General features: G+C 47.8%; 25 protein-coding genes and 1 riboswitch. Of the genes, 24 read left to right on the top strand and 1 reads right to left on the bottom strand.

The genetic code is table 11. From position 1 onward, the window contains the following. The first annotated feature begins 189 nt into the window (after positions 1 to 189). The 23 genes from NST47_RS31245 (at position 190) to NST47_RS31135 (ending at position 23,752) form a co-directional block, all read left to right on the top strand. A complete protein-coding gene (locus NST47_RS31245) occupies positions 190 to 2,568 on the top strand; it encodes an endonuclease MutS2 (protein WP_341158618.1) in 2,379 nt (792 codons plus the stop codon). A 126-nt stretch (positions 2,569 to 2,694) separates the two neighbouring features. Next, positions 2,695 to 3,372, top strand: a complete 678-nt coding sequence (locus NST47_RS31240) for a PspA/IM30 family protein (protein ID WP_341158617.1) — start codon at positions 2,695 to 2,697, stop codon at positions 3,370 to 3,372. Between the two features lie 123 nt (positions 3,373 to 3,495). Further along, positions 3,496 to 3,915 (top strand): DUF350 domain-containing protein, encoded by a 420-nt coding sequence (locus tag NST47_RS31235; protein ID WP_076236397.1) that lies wholly within the window; start codon positions 3,496 to 3,498, stop codon positions 3,913 to 3,915. A gap of 142 nt (positions 3,916 to 4,057) precedes the next feature. After that, the gene (locus tag NST47_RS31230) at positions 4,058 to 4,600 is read left to right on the top strand and encodes a hypothetical protein (protein WP_341158616.1); all 543 of its coding nucleotides are present in this window, start codon (positions 4,058 to 4,060) and stop codon (positions 4,598 to 4,600) included. Between the two features lie 128 nt (positions 4,601 to 4,728). Next, complete coding sequence (locus NST47_RS31225) at positions 4,729 to 6,018, top strand: MFS transporter (protein WP_341158615.1); 1,290 nt, start codon at positions 4,729 to 4,731, stop codon at positions 6,016 to 6,018. A 150-nt stretch (positions 6,019 to 6,168) separates the two neighbouring features. Then, positions 6,169 to 7,092 carry a cysteine synthase A gene (gene cysK, locus NST47_RS31220; RefSeq protein WP_076236378.1) on the top strand — a complete coding sequence of 308 codons (924 nt, stop codon included), beginning with the start codon at positions 6,169 to 6,171 and terminating at the stop codon, positions 7,090 to 7,092. A gap of 138 nt (positions 7,093 to 7,230) precedes the next feature. After that, entirely contained in the window at positions 7,231 to 7,536 is a 306-nt protein-coding gene (locus NST47_RS31215; protein ID WP_341158614.1) for a hypothetical protein, read from the top strand. Positions 7,537 to 7,830: 294 nt separating this feature from the next. Continuing rightward, on the top strand, positions 7,831 to 8,322 hold the full coding sequence (locus NST47_RS31210) for an Lrp/AsnC family transcriptional regulator (protein WP_076236376.1): 492 nt from the start codon (positions 7,831 to 7,833) through the stop codon (positions 8,320 to 8,322). Positions 8,323 to 8,335: 13 nt separating this feature from the next. Further along, a complete protein-coding gene (locus NST47_RS31205) occupies positions 8,336 to 9,535 on the top strand; it encodes an aminotransferase class I/II-fold pyridoxal phosphate-dependent enzyme (RefSeq protein WP_076236375.1) in 1,200 nt (399 codons plus the stop codon). 104 nt (positions 9,536 to 9,639) lie between these two features. After that, positions 9,640 to 9,906, top strand: a complete 267-nt coding sequence (locus NST47_RS31200) for an aspartyl-phosphate phosphatase Spo0E family protein (RefSeq protein ID WP_240421433.1) — start codon at positions 9,640 to 9,642, stop codon at positions 9,904 to 9,906. A 42-nt stretch (positions 9,907 to 9,948) separates the two neighbouring features. Beyond that, positions 9,949 to 10,869 carry a prenyltransferase gene (locus NST47_RS31195; RefSeq protein ID WP_341158613.1) on the top strand — a complete coding sequence of 307 codons (921 nt, stop codon included), beginning with the start codon at positions 9,949 to 9,951 and terminating at the stop codon, positions 10,867 to 10,869. A gap of 27 nt (positions 10,870 to 10,896) precedes the next feature. After that, positions 10,897 to 11,625, top strand: coding sequence for a DUF6081 family protein (locus tag NST47_RS31190; RefSeq protein ID WP_341158612.1), 729 nt, complete (start codon positions 10,897 to 10,899; stop codon positions 11,623 to 11,625). 205 nt (positions 11,626 to 11,830) lie between these two features. Then, the gene (locus NST47_RS31185; protein ID WP_341158611.1) at positions 11,831 to 12,361 is read left to right on the top strand and encodes a hypothetical protein; all 531 of its coding nucleotides are present in this window, start codon (positions 11,831 to 11,833) and stop codon (positions 12,359 to 12,361) included. A gap of 3 nt (positions 12,362 to 12,364) precedes the next feature. Then, positions 12,365 to 12,520: riboswitch (cobalamin riboswitch) on the top strand. Positions 12,521 to 12,699: 179 nt separating this feature from the next. Beyond that, positions 12,700 to 13,725 (top strand): ABC transporter substrate-binding protein, encoded by a 1,026-nt coding sequence (locus NST47_RS31180; protein ID WP_445667493.1) that lies wholly within the window; start codon positions 12,700 to 12,702, stop codon positions 13,723 to 13,725. After that, a complete protein-coding gene (locus tag NST47_RS31175; protein WP_341158610.1) occupies positions 13,726 to 14,760 on the top strand; it encodes a FecCD family ABC transporter permease in 1,035 nt (344 codons plus the stop codon). Positions 14,761 to 14,847: 87 nt separating this feature from the next. Then, entirely contained in the window at positions 14,848 to 15,678 is an 831-nt protein-coding gene (locus NST47_RS31170) for an ABC transporter ATP-binding protein (RefSeq protein ID WP_445667419.1), read from the top strand. Positions 15,679 to 15,680: 2 nt separating this feature from the next. Next, on the top strand, positions 15,681 to 16,751 hold the full coding sequence (gene cobT / locus NST47_RS31165; RefSeq protein WP_341158609.1) for a nicotinate-nucleotide--dimethylbenzimidazole phosphoribosyltransferase: 1,071 nt from the start codon (positions 15,681 to 15,683) through the stop codon (positions 16,749 to 16,751). A 17-nt stretch (positions 16,752 to 16,768) separates the two neighbouring features. Further along, positions 16,769 to 17,350 (top strand): bifunctional adenosylcobinamide kinase/adenosylcobinamide-phosphate guanylyltransferase, encoded by a 582-nt coding sequence (gene cobU / locus NST47_RS31160; protein WP_341158608.1) that lies wholly within the window; start codon positions 16,769 to 16,771, stop codon positions 17,348 to 17,350. 30 nt (positions 17,351 to 17,380) lie between these two features. Beyond that, positions 17,381 to 18,367, top strand: coding sequence for an adenosylcobinamide-phosphate synthase CbiB (gene cbiB, locus NST47_RS31155; RefSeq protein ID WP_341158607.1), 987 nt, complete (start codon positions 17,381 to 17,383; stop codon positions 18,365 to 18,367). Further along, positions 18,340 to 19,197 carry an adenosylcobinamide-GDP ribazoletransferase gene (gene cobS, locus NST47_RS31150; RefSeq protein WP_341158606.1) on the top strand — a complete coding sequence of 286 codons (858 nt, stop codon included), beginning with the start codon at positions 18,340 to 18,342 and terminating at the stop codon, positions 19,195 to 19,197. The genes cbiB and cobS overlap by 28 nt, the downstream gene beginning before the upstream one ends. 84 nt (positions 19,198 to 19,281) lie before the next feature. After that, the gene (locus NST47_RS31145) at positions 19,282 to 22,098 is read left to right on the top strand and encodes a cobyric acid synthase (protein ID WP_341158605.1); all 2,817 of its coding nucleotides are present in this window, start codon (positions 19,282 to 19,284) and stop codon (positions 22,096 to 22,098) included. Positions 22,099 to 22,175: 77 nt separating this feature from the next. After that, positions 22,176 to 22,742 (top strand): cob(I)yrinic acid a,c-diamide adenosyltransferase, encoded by a 567-nt coding sequence (locus NST47_RS31140; protein WP_341158604.1) that lies wholly within the window; start codon positions 22,176 to 22,178, stop codon positions 22,740 to 22,742. Next, a complete protein-coding gene (locus NST47_RS31135) occupies positions 22,739 to 23,752 on the top strand; it encodes an RluA family pseudouridine synthase (RefSeq protein WP_341158603.1) in 1,014 nt (337 codons plus the stop codon). Before NST47_RS31140 ends, NST47_RS31135 begins: the two co-directional genes overlap by 4 nt. On the opposite strand, the gene NST47_RS31130 is transcribed toward NST47_RS31135, so the two are convergent. Then, complete coding sequence (locus NST47_RS31130) at positions 23,749 to 24,132, bottom strand: PilZ domain-containing protein (protein ID WP_341158602.1); 384 nt, start codon at positions 24,130 to 24,132, stop codon at positions 23,749 to 23,751. The genes NST47_RS31135 and NST47_RS31130 overlap by 4 nt on opposite strands. A gap of 316 nt (positions 24,133 to 24,448) precedes the next feature. Between NST47_RS31130 and NST47_RS31125 the strand changes: the two genes are divergently transcribed. Continuing rightward, positions 24,449 to 24,829 (top strand): arsenate reductase family protein, encoded by a 381-nt coding sequence (locus NST47_RS31125; RefSeq protein WP_341158601.1) that lies wholly within the window; start codon positions 24,449 to 24,451, stop codon positions 24,827 to 24,829. Positions 24,830 to 24,847: the final 18 nt, after the last annotated feature.

Raw genomic sequence — 24,847 nt, 5'->3', positions numbered from 1 at the left:
GCTTAAGCTTCTTCGGTGCAAAACTTATTATTTTCTTTACAGACTCTGTTTATGAGCGGCATTATATGGGCAGCCGAAGGGGGAAAACAGGCAAGATTGGATATAGCTAAAAATTCGCTAATCATCATGGTTTTGGATATACTATAATTAGGAAGTGTATGTAAGGGGAAGGAAAGGCAGGAACACAGATTGAATACCAAAATTTTAAAAACATTGGATTTTTCAGCCATTATACATAAGTGTGCTAACCATGCAGCGACAAGTCTGGGCAAGGCGCGATTGGAGGAACTGCTGCCAAGCGGTGATTTCGAAGTGGTCAAGCAGCGTTTGAAGGCAACGGACGAAGCCGTCAATGTGAATCGGCTCAAGGGCAGCGCGCCATTTGGAGGTATTCGCGACATTCATCAATCCGTGCATCGGGCGAGAATTGGAGGTACGCTGAACCCGGCAGAGCTGTTCGACATAGCCAATACCATTTTTGGAGGGCGGCGTCTGAAGCGCTTTTTGGAGCAGGTGCAGGAGGAATATTTGACTCCACTGCTGGTTGCATTAGCTGAAGGAATTGGCGAACTCAAATCAATAGAGGACCGGATCAAGCTCTGTATTGATGATAATGCCCAAGTGATGGATTCAGCGAGTCCAGAGCTTGCTCGCATCCGTCAGGAACTGAGAAGCAGCGAAACCCGTGCCCGTGATCGACTGGAGCAAATGGTTCGTACACCGTCCATCCAAAAAATGCTGCAGGAAAATTTGGTCACGATCCGTAATGATCGTTATGTCATCCCTGTCAAGCAGGAGTATAGAAGTCATTTTGGCGGTATGATTCACGATCAATCGGCTTCTGGAGCCACTTTGTTTATGGAGCCGGAGGCTGTGGTGCAGCTGAATAATCGCGTGCGTGAGCTTAAGCTGAAGGAAACGGCTGAAATTGAAAAGATTTTGCAAATATTGACGGCTCTAGTTGCGGAGGTAGCGGACGAATTGCTGGGCAGTCTGGATGTGCTTGCAGAGCTTGATTTTATTTTTGCCAAAGCAGGTGTGGCCCATGAGATGAAAGCGACACTGCCGATTCTTAATGATCGCGGCTTTATCAAGATCAAGCGTGGGCGTCATCCACTGATTACGGCGGATAAAGTAGTACCTTTGGATATCGAGCTGGGTAACCGATATACGACAATCATCGTTACAGGACCAAACACAGGGGGGAAGACCGTATCCCTCAAAACAATCGGACTGCTCTCATTAATGGCCATGTCGGGTCTATTCGTACCTGCGGAGGAAGGCAGCCAGCTATGTGTGTTTGATGCGATTTATGCAGATATCGGTGATGAGCAAAGCATTGAACAGAACCTGAGTACATTCTCCAGTCATATGACCAATATCATCCGTATTTTACGCGACATGACTCCGAAAAGTCTGGTGCTGCTCGATGAGCTGGGAGCTGGGACAGATCCTGCGGAAGGGTCCGCGCTTGCGATTTCACTGCTGGAATATATACATCGGATGGGCTGTCGTATCGTAGCCACAACGCATTATAGTGAATTGAAAGCTTATGCCTTTGATCGTCAGGGCATTATTAACGCGAGTATGGAGTTCGACATTCAGACGCTTAGTCCTACCTATCGACTATTGGTCGGTGTGCCGGGTCGTAGTAATGCATTTGCTATCGCTGAGCGATTGGGATTAGCCAAATCCATTATCGATCATGCCCGTGGGCAGGTGGGTGAAGAAGATCAGCGTGTCGAATCGATGATAGCCACGCTAGAGGAAAATCGGCTGATCACTGAGGCTGAAAAGCAAACCGCCGAGCAGCAGCGCCGCGAGGTTGCCGAGATTCGCGACAAGCTGGCGGCCCAGCAGCAGCGATTCGAAGAGCAGCGTGATAAAATGTTTGAGAAGGCTGAGCGTGAAGCGCAGGATGCAGTAGCCAAGGCCAGACGCGAAGCGGATGAAATCATTACCGAGCTTAGGCGCATGCAGCGTGAAGCGGCGTCTGGAGTTAAGGATCATCATCTAAGCGACGCCAAGCGCAAGCTTGATCAAGCCGTTCCCGAGCTCAGGTCCAAGAAAGCGGCAGCACGAAGCGCTGCGAAGAAACCGGATAAGCTGGGAGCTGGCGATGAGGTTATGGTCGTTCATTTGCGTCAGAAGGGTCAAATCGTCGAAGTCGTTAATGATCAGGAAGCGACGGTTCAACTGGGCATTATGAAGATGAAGGTGCAGCTTGCTGATCTGGAGCTGGTGAAGTCCGCCTCGAGCGGAGGTTCCGGTTCGCCCAAGCAGCATCAGTTAGCAGCCAGTCTGAAGCGCACGCGCGACGAAAATGTACGGATGGAGCTTGATCTGCGCGGCTCCAATCTGGAGGATGCCATTATTGAGGTCGATCGTTTTCTGGATGAATCGTATTTGGCGAATTTCGGTAATGTCTATATCATTCACGGCAAAGGCACCGGTGTTTTAAGAACCGGGATTTCTGAATTTTTGCGTAAGCATAAGCATGTCAAAAGCTACCGGATCGGAAATTACAACGAGGGCGGTACAGGAGTGACGGTAGCTGAGTTAAAGTAGTATAATATTATTGATAGCAAATGAAACGACTTTCCATTTAATCCGTATGTATAAGAGTGAGCAACGATGAATCTGAGTAACAATTATACAATGATAAAGAATTGAAACTATGGGAGGAATTTACTAATGGGGATTTTTAAAAGATTTCGTGACATGACAATGGCTTCAATCAATGATTTGTTGGACAAAGCGGAAGACCCGGTTAAAATGCTTACCCAATTTTTGCGCGATATGGAACAGGATATTAATGAAGCTGAGGTTGCTGTAGCCAAGCAGATCGCGGTAGAAAAGAAATTCAAGCAGCAGGTTGAGGAAGCCGAAGAAATGGTAGCCAAACGTGATGCACAGGCGATGAGAGCTCTGGAGCAGGACAATGAGGATTTAGCCCGCCGTGCGCTGCAGGACAAGAAAGAACAGCAAATTCGTTATGACGAAATGAAAAAACAGTTTGACGTTTCCAAAGCAAATGCAGATCGTCTGCGCAGTCAGCTGAGTGAAATGAAAGATGAATTTAACAAAATGAAAAATAAGAAAGACCTGCTCATTGCTCGTGCAGAAGCAGCCAAAGCACAAAAACAAATCAATCAGGCGATGTCAGGTTTTGGTACCGACAATGCTTCCAGAGGCTTTGACCGGATGTCTGAGAAAGTATTGCAGATGGAGGCTGAAGCAGAGGCCAGCAATGAGCTTCGCTCCGGCAATCGCAGCCTGGATGATGAACTGAACAAATTGGAAAAAAGCAGCGGTGTAGATGACGATCTTGCAGAATTAAGAGCGAGAATGCAGGCTAAGAAGCAATCCTGATCATAGAAACTAAAAAGGAGACTGGGGCGTGTGGCCCCAGTCTCTTCAATGATGGTTAGATACGAAACTCCCTACCTTGCTTAATCCAAAAAGCTGTTCAAGAGGGTGAGGTATTATGTTATGATGAATGAAGAGGTGGATGTTATGTTATCGAATCCGTATATTGAAACGTTGGCTTTTTTTTCTGTGGCGGTTGTTGCCTTAATCGTATTTGTCGCTATATTTGAATTAGTTACCAGATACAACGATTGGGAAGAAATCAAAAAAGGCAATGTCTCTGTGGCGATGGCAACAGGGGGCAAAATATTCGGGATTTGCAATTTATTTCGATTTTCCATTCTCAATAATGACTCTGTGCTTCAATCATTGATTTGGGCGGGATACGGCTTTGTTCTGTTGATGGCTGCTTACTTCATTTTTCAATTTTTAACGCCTTATTTTAAGATTGATGAAGAAATCAAGAAGGACAACAAGGCGGTCGGTCTGCTGTCTATGATCATTTCGATTGGAATTTCATATGTGATCGGTGCAAGTGTTTCTTAAGGGTAGGGTAAGGATTCAGGAGGCTTGACATGAAATATTTATGGGGTACATTGCTTATATTGGCGCTTGTTTTCGTAGGAGCAGGCGTCTATTATTTTATTAATTTTGCCTAATAGCGCTAAGGAAATTGGAGGAATACACGTTGCAAACGCATGATCATATATGTCCGTGGTGTCAAACGGAGATCGTATGGGACCCTGAGATTGGTCCGGAGGAAGCTTGTCCGCACTGCTACAACGATTTGGGCGATTACCGGAGCCTGAAGTTGTCTGCCAGTCAGCCTGGACAAGAATCAGACCTCGAAGAAGACGATGAAGAAGATCACGATGAAGAGCATGATGTTGAAGATGAGGATACGGTAGAGGACACCGATCTGTTGGATGATTACGATGACGAAGAGCCTGAGGGTCCGGACGAATACGAGGAAGGCGTGCAGCGAGTGCTGGATACGCAAATCGAAGTACCTGAATGCTCAAACTGCCATAGCTTTATGTTATTTGCAGGAACTCGTACATTGGAATCGGGTTTTATCCCGGCAGTACCTGTGGGTCTCAATCAGCCTTTGTTAAAGGCGGTGCACACATCCAAAATGTACGTATGTCCGTCATGCTTTAAAATCGAACATGTGCTGGATGATGAAGACCGTTTAGCGATGATTGAGCTACTCAAGAACACAAATAAATAAATCGTTTAGCACAAGAGAGACGTCCTGCGCATGGGCTTGCCGCGTAGGAGGTCTTTTTTTTGAGTAAAGACGGCAGGATAGGGAAGAGTAGAAAGGACTTTCTATTCTTATCTTGCAGGTGATGAAACATGCGATCCGGTATTAAACCTTCTTGGGGCTTTACACCGAATGAATCAACCAACCAATTGGCGCCAACTGATAAACAATCAGGAAAATTAGGCAAACAAGTTCGATTGCTGCTTGCTGTTCATGGCTTATTTGCAGCGGGGACTGCGCTGTCGGGAACGTTCGTTAACGTTTTTTTATGGAAAGCCAGTCATGATTATACGATAATTGGATGGTATGCGCTGATAAACTACATGGCCATGGCGATCGTATTTTGGGCTGCCGGTATTTGGGTAAAGGAACATAATAAAATGAACTGCCTTCGGCTGGGCGTGGCTGTTTCGGCAAGCTTTTATATGCTCGTGCTCTGGCTGGGGGATAGGGCAGTTGATTATTATTGGGTGCTGGGTATTATTTTGGGAACCGCCTCAGGCTTATTCTGGCTGGCCTTCAATATCGTCTATTTTGAAGTAACGGATCCTTATAACCGTGACCGTTTTAATGGCTGGACAGGATTACTTGGTTCAGTAGCTGGGATGATCGCTCCGTGGATTGCCGGGTATTTAATCGTACATATGAACCCAAGCAGCGGCTATCGGTTGATTTTTACCATTTCACTCGTTATTTTTTTGATGGGTGTTGTGGTCAGTTTTTTCTTGACTAAAAGAAAAGCGGAGGGACATTACGAGTGGCTGCTGCCAGCCCGCTGTCTGTTTAAAAAAGGAACGGTTTGGCGCACGGTCACACTTGCTTTGATTGCCCAAGGCATACGTGAAGGTGTATTCGGTTTTTTGATTGCATTGCTGGTTTACTCGAGTACAGGCAGCGAAATGATGCTCGGCAACTTTTCATTGATTACTTCGGGAATTTCCCTGATCAGCTTTATGGTGGCAGGAAGGCTGCTTAAGCATAAACATCGGTCTGCTGCTATGGGATGGGGGGCTCTGATGATGGCCTTGGTCATTATTCCTATGTTCTGGGGTGTCAACTATACGACACTGCTCATATTTGGCGTAGGCGTTGGCTTGTTTTTTCCATTGTATTCGATCCCTATGACCTCATCGGTGTTTGATCTGATCGGTGTAGATCCGGATTGTGTCAAAAAACGGGAAGAATATATCATTTTTCGTGAGCTGTCATTGAATGTGGGTCGGATCGGTGGATTGGCTGTTTTTATTGGTGTCGTCAGTGTGACGGTCTCTCCGCTCGCGATGAATATTTTGCTGCTCACTATCGGCAGTTCCCCAGTAGTTGCCTGGTTTTGGATGAGACGGTTCTACAAACATCAAGGCGAGCGTCTAGCCCCTAAATAACGTCATTGTCAAACATAGCATAGGATCGTTAAGGCACTTTCTTGATTTGCATCTTGACAAAATAATTGTCAGCTATAAAATAAGGTCGGTGGAGTTACATAGCTATGGGGAGCAGGGAGCGTAAGCTATCTTGCAGGAAGGGGTACTACAATGACATCAAGCCGAATGGTAAATAACGTTACAGAGCTTATTGGGGATACGCCGGCTGTACGAATTCGCAGACTCGTGGGTGAACACGATGCAGAGGTTTATGTAAAGCTTGAATACATGAATCCGAGTGGGAGTGTAAAGGATCGGGCAGCTTATAATCTGATTCTGCAGGCAGAGTTGGACGGCTCGCTAAAGCCGGGAGCTACGATTATCGAGCCGACAAGCGGCAATACCGGTATAGGATTGGCGATGAACGCAGCGGCCAAGGGCTATAAGGCCATTTTAATTATGCCTGATAATATGACTAAGGAACGAATTAATATATTAAAGGCCTACGGTGCGCAGGTGGTCTTAACACCAGCAGCAGAAAGAATGCCGGGCGCCATCCGTAAGGCATTAGAGTTAAGGGATCAAATTAAGGACAGCTTCATTCCGCAGCAATTCGAAAATAAGGCAAATCCTGATATACATCGGACTACAACGGCTGTGGAAATATTAGAGCAAATGGAAGGCAGGCTGGACGCCTTCGTTGCTACCTCAGGGACTGGAGGCACCATTACCGGAACGGGTGAGGTGCTGCGCGAGAAGCTCCCAGCCATCCAAATATACGTAGTTGAACCGAAGGGCTCCCCTGTATTGTCAGGTGGAGAGCCAGGTCCCCATAAGCTGGTTGGGACAAGTCCCGGCTTCATTCCGGCAATCTTAAATACGGACGTTTATGATGAGATCGTTCAGGTATCCGATGAGGATGCACTGAACACAACCCGCCAGTTAGCGATTCAGGAGGGAATTCTTGTTGGTCCTTCTGCAGGTGCCTCGGTTTGGACCGCTCTCCAGGTGGCCAAAAAGCTCGGTAAGGGCAAACGGATATTGTGCATTGCACCGGATACGGGAGAACGTTACTTGAGTATGGACATATTTTAAGACAGTTCCTTTCAGAGTAAGAGTCGCAGAGTTGATGAAGCACCTCGGAGGAGGTGTTTTTATTTTTTATATTTGCATAAAAATTCATTTAAATGTATGATTATAATATAAGAATAACAGAAAGGCGGCGTTAGAAAATTGGCCAATCAAGGGATACAAATCAAATTGGATAATGAGTGTCCGCTGCAAAGTGATTATCAGGATTTGCTTGCTTCGATATTGGAAGAAGACCATGACGCCAATGTCTTACAATATGAAACCTTTTGCCAAAGCTTTAACATTATTGCAGCGTACGATCAAGGCAAACTGATCGGGCTTGGCAGAGCTGTTGAGCAAATGGACGGCAGTAAGTCAGGGAGTTCAGCCTGTGAGCTTACCGTTCTGCAGAAGTATCGTAACCGGGAAGTCGACAGTTATATGCGCAAGCTGCTATCCGTTCGTTAATTGTATATTTCCTATACCTCCTACAACGTTTGCCATCATTGGTTGACGATCTCCACAAAGCCTCATGAATCGCAGTCTATGGGGCTTTTTGCTATGAGCCAAGCCCGGTTAATTTTGTTTTGCAAAAAAGTTACTGTTGGGTGTAAAATGAAGGAATAAGTTTTTTTAAGCTTACGCAGTAAGTTTTTTCTGAAAACTAGGTTTATGCTTGCGAAGTCAGTTTTGCTTCGCAAAACTAAGTGGAAGCTTACGAAGTAAGTTTTCTTTTGAAAACTATTAGGAGGGTCACCGACAATGGAGCAATTTAAAATTCGCATTATCGAACTGTTGAAGGAAGACGCGAGAAGGTCATCTGCCTTAATAGCGACTATGCTCGGAGCCTCGGAGGCGGAAGTTTCCGTAGCGATTCGTGAGCTGGAGGAAGCGAATGTCATTGTGAAGTACGCGACAGTCGTGAACTGGTCCAAGGTAGATGACGATAAAGTAACAGCTTTAATTGAAGTGCAAATTACTCCGGAACGTGGCCGCGGCTTTGATGCGATTGCGGAACGTATTTATTTATATCCAGAAGTGAAGTCCGTTTATTTGATGTCTGGCGCCTATGATTTGCTTGTTGAAATTGAAGGTAAGACGCTGAAGGAAGTGGCATCATTCGTTTCCAATAAGCTCTCACCGATTGATCGTGTATTATCAACCAAAACCCATTTTATATTAAAAAAATACAAACAGGACGGCATCATCTTCGAAGATAAGGAAGAGGACCCCCGCCTGCTAATCTCCCCGTGAAGGACGATGAGCTATGATTAAGAATAATGAAATACCTTCAACTTCCGTAAAATCCATGTCAGGGTATTTGGCTCCATTGGTGCGGGATATTCCGCCTTCTGGTATCCGGAAGTTTTTTGATTTGGTTAGCGCCAGCAAAGATATTATTTCACTGGGTGTTGGCGAACCCGATTTTAGTACACCGTGGCATATTAGAGAAGCTGCTGTGTATTCTCTGGAGCGGGGAAATACGAAGTATACGCCGAACGCTGGCTTATATGAATTAAGAGAAGCTATCTCCGAATATTTGTACGATTCCTTTCAGGTACCCTATGAGCCAAGCGATGAGGTGCTGGTGACGGTTGGCGGCAGTGAGGCTATCGATTTAGCGCTGCGGGCTTTGGTTGTTCCTGGTGATGAAATCCTGATTGCCGAGCCGAGCTATATTTCCTATTCACCGATCGTACGGATCAGCGGAGGCGTCCCGATAGGTATTGAAACCTTTGCCAAAGATGATTTTAAATTAAAGCCGGAAGCGGTAAAAGCTCGCATTACGCCCAAAACCAAAATTTTGATTGTTAGCTATCCCAGCAACCCGACAGGCGGCATCATGAGCTATGAGGATTGGGTGCCGATTGCCAAAATCGCTGAAGAGCATGACTTGATCGTCATCTCCGATGAAATTTATGCTGAGCTGACCTTCGAGCAAAATCACGTGAGCTTTGCCTCCCTGCCAGGGATGCGGGACCGGACGATTCTGGTTAGCGGATTTTCAAAAGCTTTTGCCATGACGGGCTGGCGTATGGGCTACGCTTGTGGCCACTCCGATATTATCAAGGCTATGCTCAAGATCCATCAGTATACCGTCATGTGTGCTCCAGCAATGGGCCAGGTAGCAGCACTTGAAGCACTGCGCAATGGCATGGAAGAAAAGGATCGGATGGTAGAATCGTATAATCAAAGACGGCGTTTGGTCGTTCATAGCTTTCGGGAAATCGGGGTGCAGTGTCATGAGCCTCAGGGTGCATTTTATGCCTTTCCTTCCATCAGTTCTACAGGCCTAAGCTCGGACGAATTTGCCCAAAGATTGCTGCATGAGGCCAAGGTTGCTGTAGTTCCCGGTGACGTATTTGGACTGGGTGGAGAAGGCTTCATACGTTGTTCCTATGCCTATTCGGTGAACCAACTGATCGAAGCTATTGACCGCATAGGAAATTTTGTTAGAAAATTATAGTTTCGTCAAAAAATGACAAAATAAGCCCGTTTCCTTCCATCTCAAAAGCTGTTATCTTTATAGTATAGTAGTTTTTGAGAGATGCTAAGGAGGGAGGAATTGACGTGGCTTTTCCAGAGTATCAGCTTGGGCAATATTTCCACATCGGTTGGATACGGGAAAAAGATCAGCAACCAAAGTGGTTATTGAAGACCAAGAAGCATGGCTCTGATTTATTGACGTTAGAAGAAGAAATTAGCAGCTTACGTCAACAGTTGGAGATCCTGGTCATTCTAAGGAAAAGCATGTCATCTCCTGAGGTTGTTGCTTTCAGTACGATTCTTGACGAAAAAATTAATCAGTATATGAACCAGAGCAAAAAGGACCGATAGCATTCGGTTCTTTTTATCTTGTAATAGAAAGGAATTGATGAAATGGACAAACTGAAATTATTTATGAAGGCATCCAGATTCCAAGTCATTCCTGTTATGATGATTCCGATTATTCTTGGTGCTTTAGGGGCATATGCGTGGAAGGGTATATTTCATCCGCTGCTTTTTGTCATCACCTTAATTGGCGCCGGAGCTGCCCATCTATTTTCCAATATGATTAACGATTTATGGGACTATCGGAACGGTGTCGATGTTGCTGCAGCAATAAACTCGGGTACGATCTCCACAAATTCAGGATTTTTGGCTAATGGCACGTTATCGGAGAAAACCTTTGCTTTCTTAACCTGGTCCTTATTCTCAGTTGCCCTGATATGCGGTTTGGTGCTTGGGTTGTATGCAGGCTGGTGGGTATTGATCTTCGGCGGTCTGGGAGGCTTGATTGCTTATTTCTATGTGGCACCACCGCTCAAGTTTGGCTATCGAGGCAAAGGCTACAGTGAACTGGCTATTTTGTTGTCCTTTGGGATTTTACCGATTATGGGCAGCTATTTTGTCCAGACGATGGAGCTTGATTATCGCGCACTGCTGTTATCGCTGCCGATTGGTCTGTTAACTACATTGATTTTGTTTAATCATCATTTTTTGCATTGGCAGTCGGATAAACAAGCGGGTAAACATACTTTAGTCGTGGTGTGGGGAGAACAACGAGCTATTCAGTTTTCACGTTTCCTGCTATTTCTGGCGTTCCTTTCATTGTTGGTGTGTGTCCTTTTTCGTGTACTTCCTTATTATTCATTGATTGCTTTGGTTACTGTTATTCCTATATACAAGGTATATGGTATGCTGAAGTCAGAGAATCCTTCGGTCGCTTACCTGCCTTTGATGGGAGCTTCACTACGTGTTACAGTCCGCTGTGGGTCGATCATGATTCTGACGCTGCTGGCACAAGGGATTTTTCAGTAAATTCAACCAGAAAAAGAGGCGGCTTGGATGAGCAGAGAACACATATTAGGAGATTTTCATAACATTTTGTCCGACAAGGATGTCTGGAAAATTGGCGGATTTCCGCTGCAGGACGGTTCCTTCTGGAATTATCGGGAGCCAAATGCTGTAGTTATCGTTCGTAATGGAATTTTATATGTACGCGCACCGCTCAGCCGCAAGCACGATCATGTGCAGTTTCTGGATAATGCGAAGCATATGTATTATTCAGTGGATGCAGTTCAGGTGCCGGAAGCAGGCGAGGTCAGCTTCGAGCTGCAAATCCGTTCAAGAACGACGGGGACAGCCGCCCATGATTTGTATGATGGTTTTGTTTCACTGAATTTGCTGGATTTTACTACAGGCGCAGCGCTTGATTTTTTTGTGGGGAATGATACGTTTGCCAGCGTCTATGGAATTCTTCCTTTTCCTGGCGTCGAGGTTCCGGAATCGGACAAAACCAGATTTTTTTGTATTTTCAAGGAAGAGACGGATTTTCAGCCGCGAGAGTTCAATACGTATCGAATTACGTACAATCGTGGAAATGACGAGGTTATTTTTGCGGTTAATGGTGTCGAGGTTCGGCGAGAACGGCAGGTGCCAATCAAGTTGAATCAATTCACGGTTGCCCTTGGAATTATGACGGAAAAGGATTTGACCCCCGAGGGCAGCGTATCGGTTCATGGTCAAACGGTTATTGCCGAGTGGACGCCAATTAAAGTGACGTATCAGGATTAAAGGCTGCTGCTTTCCTGAAGTTGCCGAAGTATTGTAATGCTGTGTTTGTGGATGAGGTTGGATTCGAGATAACCCTTTGAGCCTGAACGGCTTGAAGGGTATTTGTCATACGTATTAGTTTTTGTGGAATGATAGCTTTTGTGATAAGATGTGAGGTGAGATTTCAGTACGGACGGCTGGTTGGTTGGTCTGGGAGGAGAGACAGATGAAGGCGAAATTTGCATGTTTAGGGTTGATTTTATTGCTGATTTTGACAGGCTGTGGGGGGCCGAAGGCTGATGTGCCGATATTTATGATGTCGAGCAGCGGCATCCCGAGTGAAGTGGGCGATAAGCTGGAGGCTAGTTTGGTGGAAAAGCTGGGACAAGCACCAACGGTTAAAATACAAACAACGCCTATTTTTTCCATGGAAAAGCTGGTCGTAGAAATTGCGGCTGGCGATAACGGAATCATTGTCGTACCTAAGGAGCAGTTCAAGGCACTCGGTCAGCAGGGCGGTTATGTCAGTCTGGATGCGGTAGCCAAAGCCGAGGATTTCCCTGATGGTGTAATGGAGATCCCCGTGGATGGAAAATCCGGAGGCGTCGAGAAGCATCTCTATGGCATACCTCTGGAACAAACGAAGTGGTTGACAGATTTAAAGCTTAATGGTAAAGATCTGATTGCGTTTGTACCGGCTAATGCGAAGAAGCAGGATCTGGTTATGCAGGTTTTAAAGGTAATTGCCCAAAAATAACAATTTAATAAAGCTTGAACAGGTGCCTGTAAGCTGTTGCTTATCGGGTTAAAAGGGAAGCTGGTGCAAATCCGGCGCGGTCCCGCCACTGTAAAGGAGAAATCACCAATCAGGTACAAACTCTCAAGTCAGGAAACCTGCCTGTTCACTGCAAAGACTGTCCCTTTCGAGGAAAAAGGAGCGTCGCGTTTGAATGATCAGAGGCTCTTCGAGCTTGGTGTAATCGTTTATTTAGCGCATGCCCCTCTTGTTTCTTTGTGAAAAGAAGCGAGAGGTTTTTCTTTTGTTGGGGGAAGCGAGGAAGGAGCTTTAAGATGAAGCTAGGGAATATAAGCAAAATGCAGCGCCACAGTTCGAAGCTGGCTGTGCTGATTGGTATGATTGTACTGCTGCTGATCATAGCAGGCTGCGGGAACTCAAGCGTATCACCAGGCAAGGGAGAGCTTGTTGAACCACCGAAGGCAGGTACTGGCCAGGGTTCGCAGCTGCCTAATGGGGAGACAGCAGCTCCAACTGCTAAAGCGACTGTCTATCCGCTCAAAGTGAAGGACGCAACAGGAAAGGAATTTGTTTTTGACAAAGCGCCTGCCAGACTGGTATCGATTTCTCCAAGTGAGACGGAGACGCTGTTCGCGCTCGGCTTGGGTGAGCAGGTGTATGGAGTATCGGATTTTTGTGATTATCCGGCAGAGGCTTTGAAGAAGCCGAAGATGGGCAGCATCGTCAAGCCTAATGAGGAGGCGCTGCTGGCATCGAATGCGGATCTGATTGTTACAGGTGTGTCGATGAAAACACCGACCGTAGAGCAGCTGCGTTCACTTAAATTGAATGTGTTCAAGGTAGAGCCGAAAACTGTCGACGATGTATTGAATAATACGCTGCTGTTCGGTCAAATTTTCAATAAGCAGGAGCAGGCGGAGAAGCTGGTTGCCGAGATGAAGGCAGATCGCCAAAAGGTGACGGATGCCGTCAAGAACCTGCAGCCGGAGCAGAAAAAACGCGTATTGCTTGAATTCTCACCAGGCTGGACAGTTGGCAAAGGCGAATTCATGGACGAGCTGATTACGTTATCCGGGGGTATCAATATTTATGGAGAAATACCCGGCTATTCGCAGCTGAATGAAGAAAAGGTTATCGCCGCCAATCCACAAATTATTTTGTACCCGAGCAATCTGATCGACGACAAATCGAAAAAAACTTTAGATCAAATTATTAAAGAACGCAGCGGCTGGGAAAAAATCGATGCCGTGAAAAACAATCGGATCGTGGGAGTCGACAAAGACTGGATCAGCCGTCCGGGACCACGGATTACACAAGGTCTCGTTGATATTGCCAAGGGCATATATCCGGAATTGGTGAAATAAATGAAGCAAAAGCTGTTGATTTGGGGAGGGGCAGGCATGCTGCTCCTTCTTCTTGCCATTACGCTATCCTTATCGATTGGGACGGTCCAGCTCCCTCTACTGCAGGTGTGGGGGATCGTGGCTCACCAGCTTCCATGGATAGGCGACCATATATCGGTGAATTGGGAAGCTTCCTCCGAGCAGATCGTTTGGCGGGTACGGTTTCCGAGGGTGGTGCTTGGCGTATTGGTAGGTGCTTCGCTTGGAGTTGCCGGTGCCGCTTTCCAGGGAGTGCTGCGCAACCCACTGGCTGATCCATATACGTTAGGAGTTTCCTCCGGGGCCGCTGTGGGTGCTTCCTTCCTGATCTTGTTCGGACTTCAGTTTTCTTTATTGGGCATTTGGACGATACCAGCCGTAGCATTCGGCACAGGCATGGCGTCGCTCTTTACGGTACTGCTGCTGGCCCGTATGGACGGGAAGCTGCAGATCGAAACTGTTATTTTATCCGGTGTTGTAATGCAAGCGTTTTTGGGTGCATTTGTTGCCTTGATGGTGTCGATGTCGAAGCAGGTTGTGAACGAGATCGTGTTCTGGCTGATGGGCAGCTTGACACTGCGGGGGTGGTCCTATTCATTGATTTTACTGCCGTATTTGGTGCTTGGAGCTTTGCTGCTGCTGTTATTTGGACGCGCGATGAATCTGCTTTCCCTGGGAGAAGCCCAAGCCGCGCATATGGGGGTTAACGTCGAACGCACCAAGCTGACGGTGTTGGTCGCAGCTACCTTGGTAACCGCAGCTGCTGTATCTGTATCGGGCGTCGTTGCGTTTGTTGGATTGATCGTGCCCCATTTGCTGCGTCTGTTGGTTGGACCCGATTATCGGCTGCTGCTGCCGCTATCATTGATCGGAGGCGCCCTCTATGTGCTGTGTGCCGATACACTAGGCAGGATGCTGCTAAGTCCCACGGAAATTCCGCTAGGCGTGGTAACGGCATTTCTCGGTGCGCCGTTTTTTGTTTATTTGCTGCGCAAGAGCAGGCGGCGAGCGGGTTAGAACTCCATGCTGGCAGTTTGTCAGATTCAGCTTGAATAGTAGAATGTCGAATTGAAAGAAGAAGGCCAGTGAGATGGGGTGAATACAATGCCTGAAATTGGCGAAATGGCGATCATTCAAGTGGATAATGTCAGTAAAGCATATAGAACGCAAACGGTGTTGGAGCAGGTCAGCTTCACCGTGAAGCCTGGAGAATGCTTCGGTATTATTGGCCCGAATGGCAGTGGCAAATCATCGCTATTAAAGCTGTTATCCGGAATCGATAAACCAGATACTGGTCGTGTACTGCTGGAAGGCCGAACAGCTCATTCGTACCCTCGCAAGCAGTTGGCGCAATGGATGGCTGTGCTGGAGCAGGATTCACTGCCTCCGCTTGGTTTCACCGTGCGGGAAATGGTTGCCATGGGTCGCTATCCTTTTCAGAATTGGTTGGGCGATGAATCGGCTGCAGATGTTGAACCACTGATCGAACACATCCTGCAGCGGCTGCAGCTTGAAGTGCTGGCAGATCGTACCGTGGATCGATTAAGTGGAGGGGAACGGCAGCGTGTTGCGCTTGGCAAGCTGATGGCGCAGCAGCCGCGTTTGCTGTTGTTGGATGAGCCAACGACATATCTGGATATTGGTTATCAGCTGCAGATGATGGAGTGGATTCGCGACTGGCAGCAGAAAGAGCAGCTAACCGTTATTGCTGTACTCCATGATTTGAATCTGGCAGCACAGTATTGTGACAGGCTGCTGCTCATGGAGGCTGGCAAAATTGTAACCATTGGTCGGCCTGCGGAAGTCTTACATAGCGAGCTGTTGGAGCCGGTGTATCATACCCGTCCTATTGTGCTGGAGCATCCAATTTATGAAGTTCCACAAATTTTGCTTTATGCTGACAGAAAAAATAGCCGTATAAAAGGGGAAGATTGAGGATGCCTACATCGCTGGAAACGATAATTTCAGCTATTCAACCAATAAATTTGGATGCTGTCCAAGCTGCGTCAGATCATTTGGATCAGCTAACGAAACCGCCGGGAAGTCTCGGCAAGCTTGAGGAGATAGCCAAGCAGCTGGCAGGTATTACAGGGATAACGGTTCCAAAGATCGGTAAAAAGGCAGTTATTGTCATGGCAGCCGACCATGGCGTGTGTGAGGAGGGAATTAGCGCATTTCCATCTGAGGTCACTCAACAAATGGTACTGAATTTCTGCAGCGGTGGAGCTGCTGTGAATGTATTGGCTCGTCATGCTAATGCGGATGTGATCTGTGTGGATATCGGAGTGAATGCCCAATTGGAGCATCCTTTGCTGTATTCACGCAAGGTGCGCTTTGGTACCGCCAATATGGCCAAAGGGCCTGCAATGACAGAGCAGGAAGCGCTCCAGGCCATCCAGGTCGGTATTAATCTGGTTGAAGAGCTGGCAGCACAAGGATATACGTTGTTTGCAACTGGCGAGATGGGTATCGGCAACACGACAGCAAGCTCTGCCATATTAGCCGTATTAACGGACGAAGAGCTTAAGCACACGGTAGGACGCGGGACGGGTATCGACGATGATCGATTGCAGCATAAGCAAGCTGTTATTGCGCGCGCCATCGAGCTTAATCAGCCGGATAAGGATAATGCTCTGGACGTTCTTGCCAAGCTGGGAGGGCTGGAAATCGCAGGGCTGGCCGGGGTCATTCTTGGTGCGGCATTGCATCGTTGTCCGATTGTGATAGATGGTTTTATTTCCTCAGCTGCGGCACTTGTAGCAAGTCGAATTGCGCCACTGAGCGTCTCTTATATGATTGCTTCCCATCAGTCGCAGGAGAAAGGGCATGAACGCTTGTTGGAAGCGATCGGATTGTCTCCAATGCTGCATATGGATATGAGGCTCGGTGAAGGGACAGGAGCTGTGCTGGCATTTCCGATTATAGAAGCAGCACTCAAGATTATGATGGAAATGGCTACATTCGCAAGTGCAGGTGTTTCACAAACGGATACTCAAACAGACTCTTAACAACGGGAGGGGCTTCCATGCTTGTATTGGTGACAGGTGGCGCGCGCAGCGGCAAAAGCTCCTTTGCCGAGGCCTATACCGCTAAGTTAGGTGATCGGGGACTATACATCGCTACAGCACAAGCTTATGACGATGAAATGAAGGCGAGAATTGGGCTGCACCGTCTGCAGCGAGAAGAAACAGGCTTTGAATGGACGACTTTAGAAGAACCTCTGCTTCTGTCAGAAGCCTTGCAGTCATTCAACAACAAAAAAGATATTAAGGAAACCGATAAAGCTGTTATTTTGGTTGACTGCCTGACCTTATGGCTAAGTAATTGGCTGTTGAAGGTCGAGCATATGCCAGATATGGAGCAGCTATTGCGGGCAAAGCTGGATGCATTGGTTGCGGTTTGTCAATCCGTTGCCAGCCAAGGAAAACATTTGATTCTGGTTACGAATGAAGTAGGCTATGGTCTCGTTCCGGAGTACAAGCTGGGCAGGCAATTCCGGGACCTGTCCGGTACGATGAACCGATTGTTGGCCAACGCGGCAGATCAGGTGTTTCTGGTTACGTCAGGGATTCCGGTGGAGCTGACAAGCTTACGATACAAGATGTAGCATCATACAGGGAATGGCAGGTGGACACAGGTGTTGTTGTATTCTTGGCAGGAAACGGCGATCATGCTATTGGCTGCCATTATGATTGATTGGTGGATTGGAGATCCTCGCTGGCCAACTCATCCTGTGATTCGCATAGGACAGTGGATCAGCTGGCTGGAATCGAAGCTGCATCGTGAGAATGCCACGGCTGTATCCAGGCAGTCACAACGGCTGAAGGGGATTGTGCTGCTGGCCTCGACGCTTATGCTTACATTTCTCGTGATGTATATGCTGCTGCTTGTGGCACGTTGGATTCATCCATGGCTGGGTTACGCGGTGAATGTCTGGTTCATTTCGACAACGATTGCAGTTAAAGGACTCAAAGATGCGGCTATGCAGGTATATCGTCCTCTCCAGCTTGATCAGATGGAGGAAGCAAGAAAGTACGTTGGTTATATCGTTGGTAGAAATACCGCTGAGCTGGACGAACCTGAAATTACGAGAGCAACGGTGGAGACTGTAGCGGAAAATATCGTCGATGCTGTTGTGTCTCCGTTGTTTTTTGCCCTGCTGGGCGGTGCGCCCCTGGCGATGCTGTATCGTGCCGCGAACACGCTGGATTCGATGGTTGGTTATCGAAACGATAAATATCTGTATTTTGGCTGGGCATCAGCGAGATGGGATGATGTGATGAACTGGCTGCCTGCTCGTGTCACCGGCTGCTTGCTGGTGATGGCCGCAGTTGTCCAAAGAGGCTGCTCCGCTGTCAGGGCAGCCCGGTCGATCGTACATTTTGCAAGGCTGCATCCAAGTCCCAACAGCGGGATTCCTGAATCGGCAGTGGCGGGTGCACTGGGTATCGAGCTTGGAGGCGTGAACGTCTATCATGGGAGGACAAGTGAGCGGGCCCGGATGGGCTGGCCGCTGCGTGAACGAGGTCGATCCGATATTATTCATACAATCCAATTGTTATATATGGTTAGTTATTTGATTGCGGGAGGGTTGGTATGCGCACTATGCTGGGCTTGGTGGTAAAGGTGCTGGCGGCCTGTGCAGCAGCCTTTCAATTTTTGACTCGACTCCCGGTTCCGATTCAGCTGCAATATGACCATGCTTTATTTCGTAGAAGTGTGATCTTTTATCCGCTTGTAGGTGCGGTTCTTGGACTGCTGCTAAGCTTGACAGGATTGCTGCTGCAAGGCTATGGACTGCCTGACGGATGGCTATCGGGCGGTATTGGGTCCAGCGGTGTTATTGCCGCGCTCTTACTCGTATTATGGGTAGCCATAACAGGAGCCCTTCATTTGGATGGGCTGATGGATACTGCAGATGGCATCTTCAGCCATCGTTCGCGCGAGCAGATGCTGGAAATTATGAAGGACAGTCGAGTCGGCGCCATGGGCGTGGTTGGCTGTATGCTGCTGCTGCTCTGCAAGTGGACGCTGCTTCAGCAGTGGCTGACGCTTCCCGTTGGAACCTTTGCATATATGCTGCCCCTCTCTGCTCTTTGGAGCCGCTGGTATATGGTGGTGGCGATTGCTTGCTGGCCATACGCAAGGAATGAGGAAACGAAACGGGGACTTGGTTCTTTTTTTCGTGGAATTGGTTGGAGGCACTTATCGATACATACGGCTTTGGCTATAGCTTTGTCTCTCCTGCTCGCTGGCTGGCATGAAGGTGAATGGATCTCTAGTCAGGCGCTCATGGCCACGGGTGTGGCACTGCTGAGCACACTGCTGATCGGTGTAGGCATGAGCATGTACTTAAACCGTAAGCTTGGCGGGCTGACAGGAGATACCTATGGTGCCATGAATGAAATTGTGGAAACAGCTCTGCTGCTGATCATCTATCTGGTTGTTCGTTAACAGAAGCATGCTTCGGCCAAAAGGAAAAAATGTCCATCGATAGGAAATCTAGGTTGTGTGTATCAGGATTGGGAGGCTGGCATCATGTTAGAAAAGTATGGTCATGGCGGCGATTTATGGACGGCAGCAGAAACTTTCGGCAAAACCAGGGATCAATTTCTTGATTACAGCTCGAACATGAACCCGTTGGGTCCACCTGCTGTCGTGGAGCAAATACTGCGGGATCATTGGCGCGATATAGCTGCCTACCCTGATCCGGCTGTAAGGGAGCTGCGCGGCAAGCTGGCCGAGAGATATAAGATACCTGTCGAATCGATCCTTGTGGGTAATGGGGCGGCCGAGCTGATTGATCTGGCTGTAAGAGTGCTGCAGCCTGCCGTGATGGCAGTAGCAAGACCTTCATTCTCGGAGTATGAGGAAGCTGCGGAAAAGATCGGCGGCCACATTTTGAATGTACCTTTACATGCACATCACGATTTTGAGCTGCAGCTGTCCGATGTAGAGTATGCGCGCGCCGCTTCGGATTTGTTATTTCTGGGGTCTCCTAATAATCCGACAGGAAGGCTATTATCTGATCAGGTGAGAGCATGCTTAGCGAAGCCCGGTAAGCCAGTCATTCTCGATGAGGCATTTATCGATTTTTGCCCTGAGGAAGAGCGATTGACGATGATACGAATTGCAGCACAATCCAGTCATCTGATGGTCATTCGCTCGATGACGAAGTTTTATTCCATCCCAGGGCTGCGGCTCGGCTTTATTGTGGCACATCCGGAGCAAATTCGCCGGCTGCAGCGGCTGCAGGTGCAGTGGAGTGTCAACATGCTGGCTCAGCTTGTTGGCATCGGCGTGATGAAGGATCACGATTATGAACAAAGCACGCATAGCTGGCTAGCCAAAGAACGTCTATGGTTGATCGGTCAGCTGCAGCAGCTGGGTCTCCAAGTAACGCCGAGCGATACGAATTATATTTTGTTTTCGCTGAGTGGGCTTGGGCTGAGGGCGAAGGAGCTGCAGCAGGAAATGGGACAGCGCGGCATATTAATAAGAGACGCTTCCCGATTTCATGGGCTGGATGAGACCTATGTCCGTGTAGCTATTCGATTGCGAGAGCATAATGAGCGGTTGATCGCAGCGCTGCGGGATTCACTTGAAGCGTTGACAGCACAGCAGTCGATATTGGAACGTAACTGGATAAAGTCGGATGCTGGTGTTCGAGGGGATATTCTGCAACCAGATATCGTGCAAGCCGACAATCCGCCAAGCAATGAAGCAGAAGGTCATCCTTTGAAAAGGGCAAGAAACGCAGCCGGAATTCCGCTGAAGCTGCAGCAGGCACCGACGCTGATGGTTCAAGGGACTTCCTCAGATGCGGGTAAAAGTCTGATCACGACCGCCTTTTGCCGTATTTTTCTGCAGGACGGTTACCTGGTTGCTCCATTTAAATCGCAAAACATGTCGCTCAATTCCTATGTCACACTGGATGGCAAGGAAATTGGACGCGCACAGGGGATGCAGGCCGATGCCTGCCGGATTGCGGCAACAACCGATATGAACCCGATTTTGCTCAAACCGAAAAAAGATATGGTCGCTCAGGTCGTAGTTCACGGCAAACCTTATCGTGACTATGATGCACGCACGTATCGGGAAAAGTATTTGCCGGAAGCGGAGCTGATCGTCAAGGATTCCTTGCAGCGGCTGCGTGAGACTTATGATCTTGTTGTGATTGAAGGAGCCGGAAGTCCTGCTGAGGTTAATCTCAAGGACCGTGATATCGTCAACATGCGGCTGGCTGGCTGGGCAGATGCTCCGGTTGTGCTGGTTGCGGATATCGACAGGGGTGGAGTCTTTGCATCACTGCTCGGTACGATGGAGATATTTACACCTGAGGAACGGGATCGTGTGAAAGGCTTTATTATCAACAAGTTCCGCGGTGATGTAACGCTGTTGAAGCCAGGACTGGATTGGCTGGAGGCGCGCACAGGCAAGCCGGTGCTTGGCGTCATTCCCTTTTTGCCGGATCTTGAGCTGGAGGATGAGGATTCCGCATCTCTGGATCGGAAGCTGTCTTCTGGAGGGCTGCAAAGCCAGTTTAAAGAAACCGATGGTTATGTTAATGGTACTGAGCATCCGAAGCTTGATATTGCTGTCATCAGGCTTCCACGCTTGTCCAACTTTACAGATGTGGACCCGCTTCTCTATGAGCAGGATGTGCAGGTACGTTATATTAGTTCACCACAGGAGCTTGGAGCTGCGGATGCCATCATAATCCCGGGCAGCAAAAACACGGTCGATGACCTGCTTTTTTTAAGAGAGACCGGATTGGAAAAAGCATTGCTTGAGCACGCGCGGCAAAGCGGGCATATCGTTGGCATATGCGCAGGGTACCAAATGCTGGGTGAACGGCTGCTCGATCCGCTGCATTCCGAGTCTGACCGTCCCGAGACCGAGGGCATGGGTCTACTGCCGCTCGAGACGACTTTTGCAGCAGATAAACGTACAGTTCGGACCTCTGGCACGACTCGCCTGTTTGCTGCTGAGGATGAGGTGCTTACGATAAGCGGCTATGAAATTCATATGGGACAGACACGTTTCTTGCGACCGGTCGTACATCCTTTTCAGCTTCAAGAAGAGCAGGGGGAGCTGGCACCGCACCCGGATGGGGCGATTACGGACAACGGCAAAGTATGGGGTACGTATCTACACGGGATTCTGCATAATGATGCATTTCGCAGAGCCTGGCTGAATGAGCTGCGCAGAAGCAAGGGCTGGGAGCCCAAAGGAATTGAGCTTGCTTTTCAAGCACGCAGGGAAACGGCGTTCGATCGGCTGGCCGATCATGTCAGAAGTCATTTGGATATGGCACGTTTATATGAGATGATAGGCGTAGATACGCAAGGCTAATTACAAGCACTTATACAAGTTATAGAACTTGTTCCAAAGAAGTAGATCTTGATCTTATTCATAGAGGAGGCAGAACGATGAAAATTTATACAAGAACTGGTGATGCCGGACAGACCGGAGTTATTGGGGGCAGAGTGGATAAGGATGATGTACGTGTGGAAGCGTACGGAACTGTGGATGAATTAAAATGCTTTGTCGGGCAGGCGATGGGTTTTCTGGACAAGGACAAATTCGAGGATTTGCTCCATGATTTGCTGGAAATTCAGCATGAGCTGTTTGATTGCGGCTCTGATCTGGCGCTGCTCAAGCAGGAGCTTCGTCCTTACAAGGTAACCGCTGAAATGGTAGACCGGCTGGAAGCAATGATTGATAAGTATGACGCGGAAACACCGGACATTACGAAGTTTATTTTGCCTGGGGGAAGTCTTGCTTCTTCGACGCTGCATGTATGCCGGACCGTGTGCCGGCGGGCTGAGCGCCGTGTCGTGACACTGGCTCGCACACAACCGATCAATGAAGAGGTGCGCCGTTATTTGAACCGTTTATCCGATTTGTTTTTTACCGTTGCCCGTTTGGCCAACAGCCGCATCGATGTGAAAGATATTGAATATGCGCGCAGCGCTAACGTGTTTCGACGCAAATGAGCAGCTATTACGAGCCCTTAACGTACACGGTTTCAGTGGAAGAAGACGGCTTTTATCTGAAAACGATTTTGCAAAATCGAATGTATGTGTCCCGCAAGCTGCTGTCCCGATTGAAGCTTACCGAGCAGGGGATTTTACTTAATGGGCAGCGTGAATATATCAGCGTCCGCGTTCATACCGGAGATGTGATTGAGGTCCGAATGGAGCAGGAGGAGTCCGAGGACATCCTGCCGCAGGAGCTGCCGCTTGATATACTTTTTGAGGATGAGCATCTATTGATCGTCAACAAAGCGGCTGGGATGATCGTGCATCCAACTCATGGTCATTATGTCAACACACTGGCCAACGGGGTCGTCCATTATTGGCAGCAGCAGGGTAAGAGCTACCGCTTTCGCCCGATTCATCGCTTGGATCAGGAGACGTCCGGTACGCTGGCTATAGCCAAAAACCCGTTTGTGCAGCAGCAGGTGTCGGAGCAAATGAAAGCCAATCTGGTGAAAAAGGAATACGTAGCGCTGCTGTACGGCGTTATGGAGCAGGATGAGGGTACCGTGAACGCACCTATTGACCGAGACCCGGAGCAGCCTCATATTCGAATCGTGACGGAGTCCGGTTATCCGGCTGTAACGCATTATAAAGTGGAGCAGCGCTTCGAGGAAGTGACGCTGGTGCGTCTATGGCTGGAAACCGGACGTACCCATCAAATCCGTGTGCATATGCAGCATCTTGGACATCCGCTGGTTGGCGATAAGCTCTATAAAAGGCAGCAGGCAGAGCTAGACGAACAGACAGCTGCGGACTTGGTTGAAACCGATCTAAAGGATCCTTTGACAGGGGCGGCACTCGATGAACCTTCAATATCGGATAAACATGCAACGCTCGTTCTGGAGCGGCATGCCTTGCATGCCATTAAGCTTGGATTTAACCACCCTGCTACCAAGCAGTGGATTGAGTTTCATGCTCCATTGCCCTTTGATATCGAGAGCTATATGGCACAGCTGCAAGGCTAACTGACCTTGGGTGAGTTACTTGAAGCTTTAGTATATACTTTCAACTCCTCGATAATAGTCGCGCTGAGGCCGCTGTTTTTTTCGAAAAGCACACCGTAGCTGTGATAGCTTAGAGAGGATTGCTGCCATCTCAAATAACCGACGACGGTGATATCCTTATCGGTAAAGTTAAACCCGATCTGTATTTTAACGCGATTGGCTTTGCAATTCAGATTTAGCTTACTTTCGATTCTACAGCCATTTCTGCTTAAATCTATCAGCTTGGCATAGACGATTTTGCTTGTGAGGACAGAACCGTTAATCTCCGTAATTTCAAATGAACAGTCTACAGGTTTAGTAAAAATATAACGGAAGGGTTCTTTTCTCCGACTTGTAAACATGGATAGACCTCCAATATGTATCAATTTCTATATATTCGTATATACAAATTGTATCATCAGGCCTGTCCAATATCCATGAGAGGTTATGTAGGGTCGTGTCGAAACCAATGAGAGCTATTGAAGGGTTTTGTCGCATATTAAAAGTAAATTAGACCTACAGTGTTTTAAGCTGTAAGTCCAATTCGCTATATATAAAGATAAGGGATGTTTATAATATAACGGAAATAGATGAATCTTATATGAGAAAGTGATTAAATTTACATTAATTTTTATATGATAGATGTATCCTGTATAATAAACACTAGTAGATGGAAGGATGATCAGCTTGACTGCTCCCAAAAAAGTTCTTATATATCATTATCCGAAGTGTGGCACCTGCCGGAATGCGTTGAAATCCTTACAGCAAAAAGGTGTGGAGGTGGAGAAAATCGATTTGTTCGAAACCCCGCCTGAGCGAGAGCAGCTGAAAAAGCTGATTGAACAAAGCGGTCTTGAGATTAAAAAGTGGTTTAATACCTCTGGCGAGGTTTATAAAGAGCAAGGTCTCAAGGATAAGCTGCCGCAAATGACAGATGAGCAAAAAATTGACCTGCTGGCCTCCAATGGACGTTTGATCAAGCGGCCTATCGCCACCGATGGCACCCATGTAACCGTCGGTTATAAAGAAGAGCAATATGAACAGGAATGGGGCCAATAACAGTGCCACCAGAGTAAG

The sequence above is a fragment of the Paenibacillus sp. FSL H8-0034 genome (assembly GCF_038000305.1).
Taxonomy (GTDB): domain Bacteria; phylum Bacillota; class Bacilli; order Paenibacillales; family NBRC-103111; genus Paenibacillus_S.
This window is presented reverse-complemented; position numbering and strand designations above follow the sequence as displayed.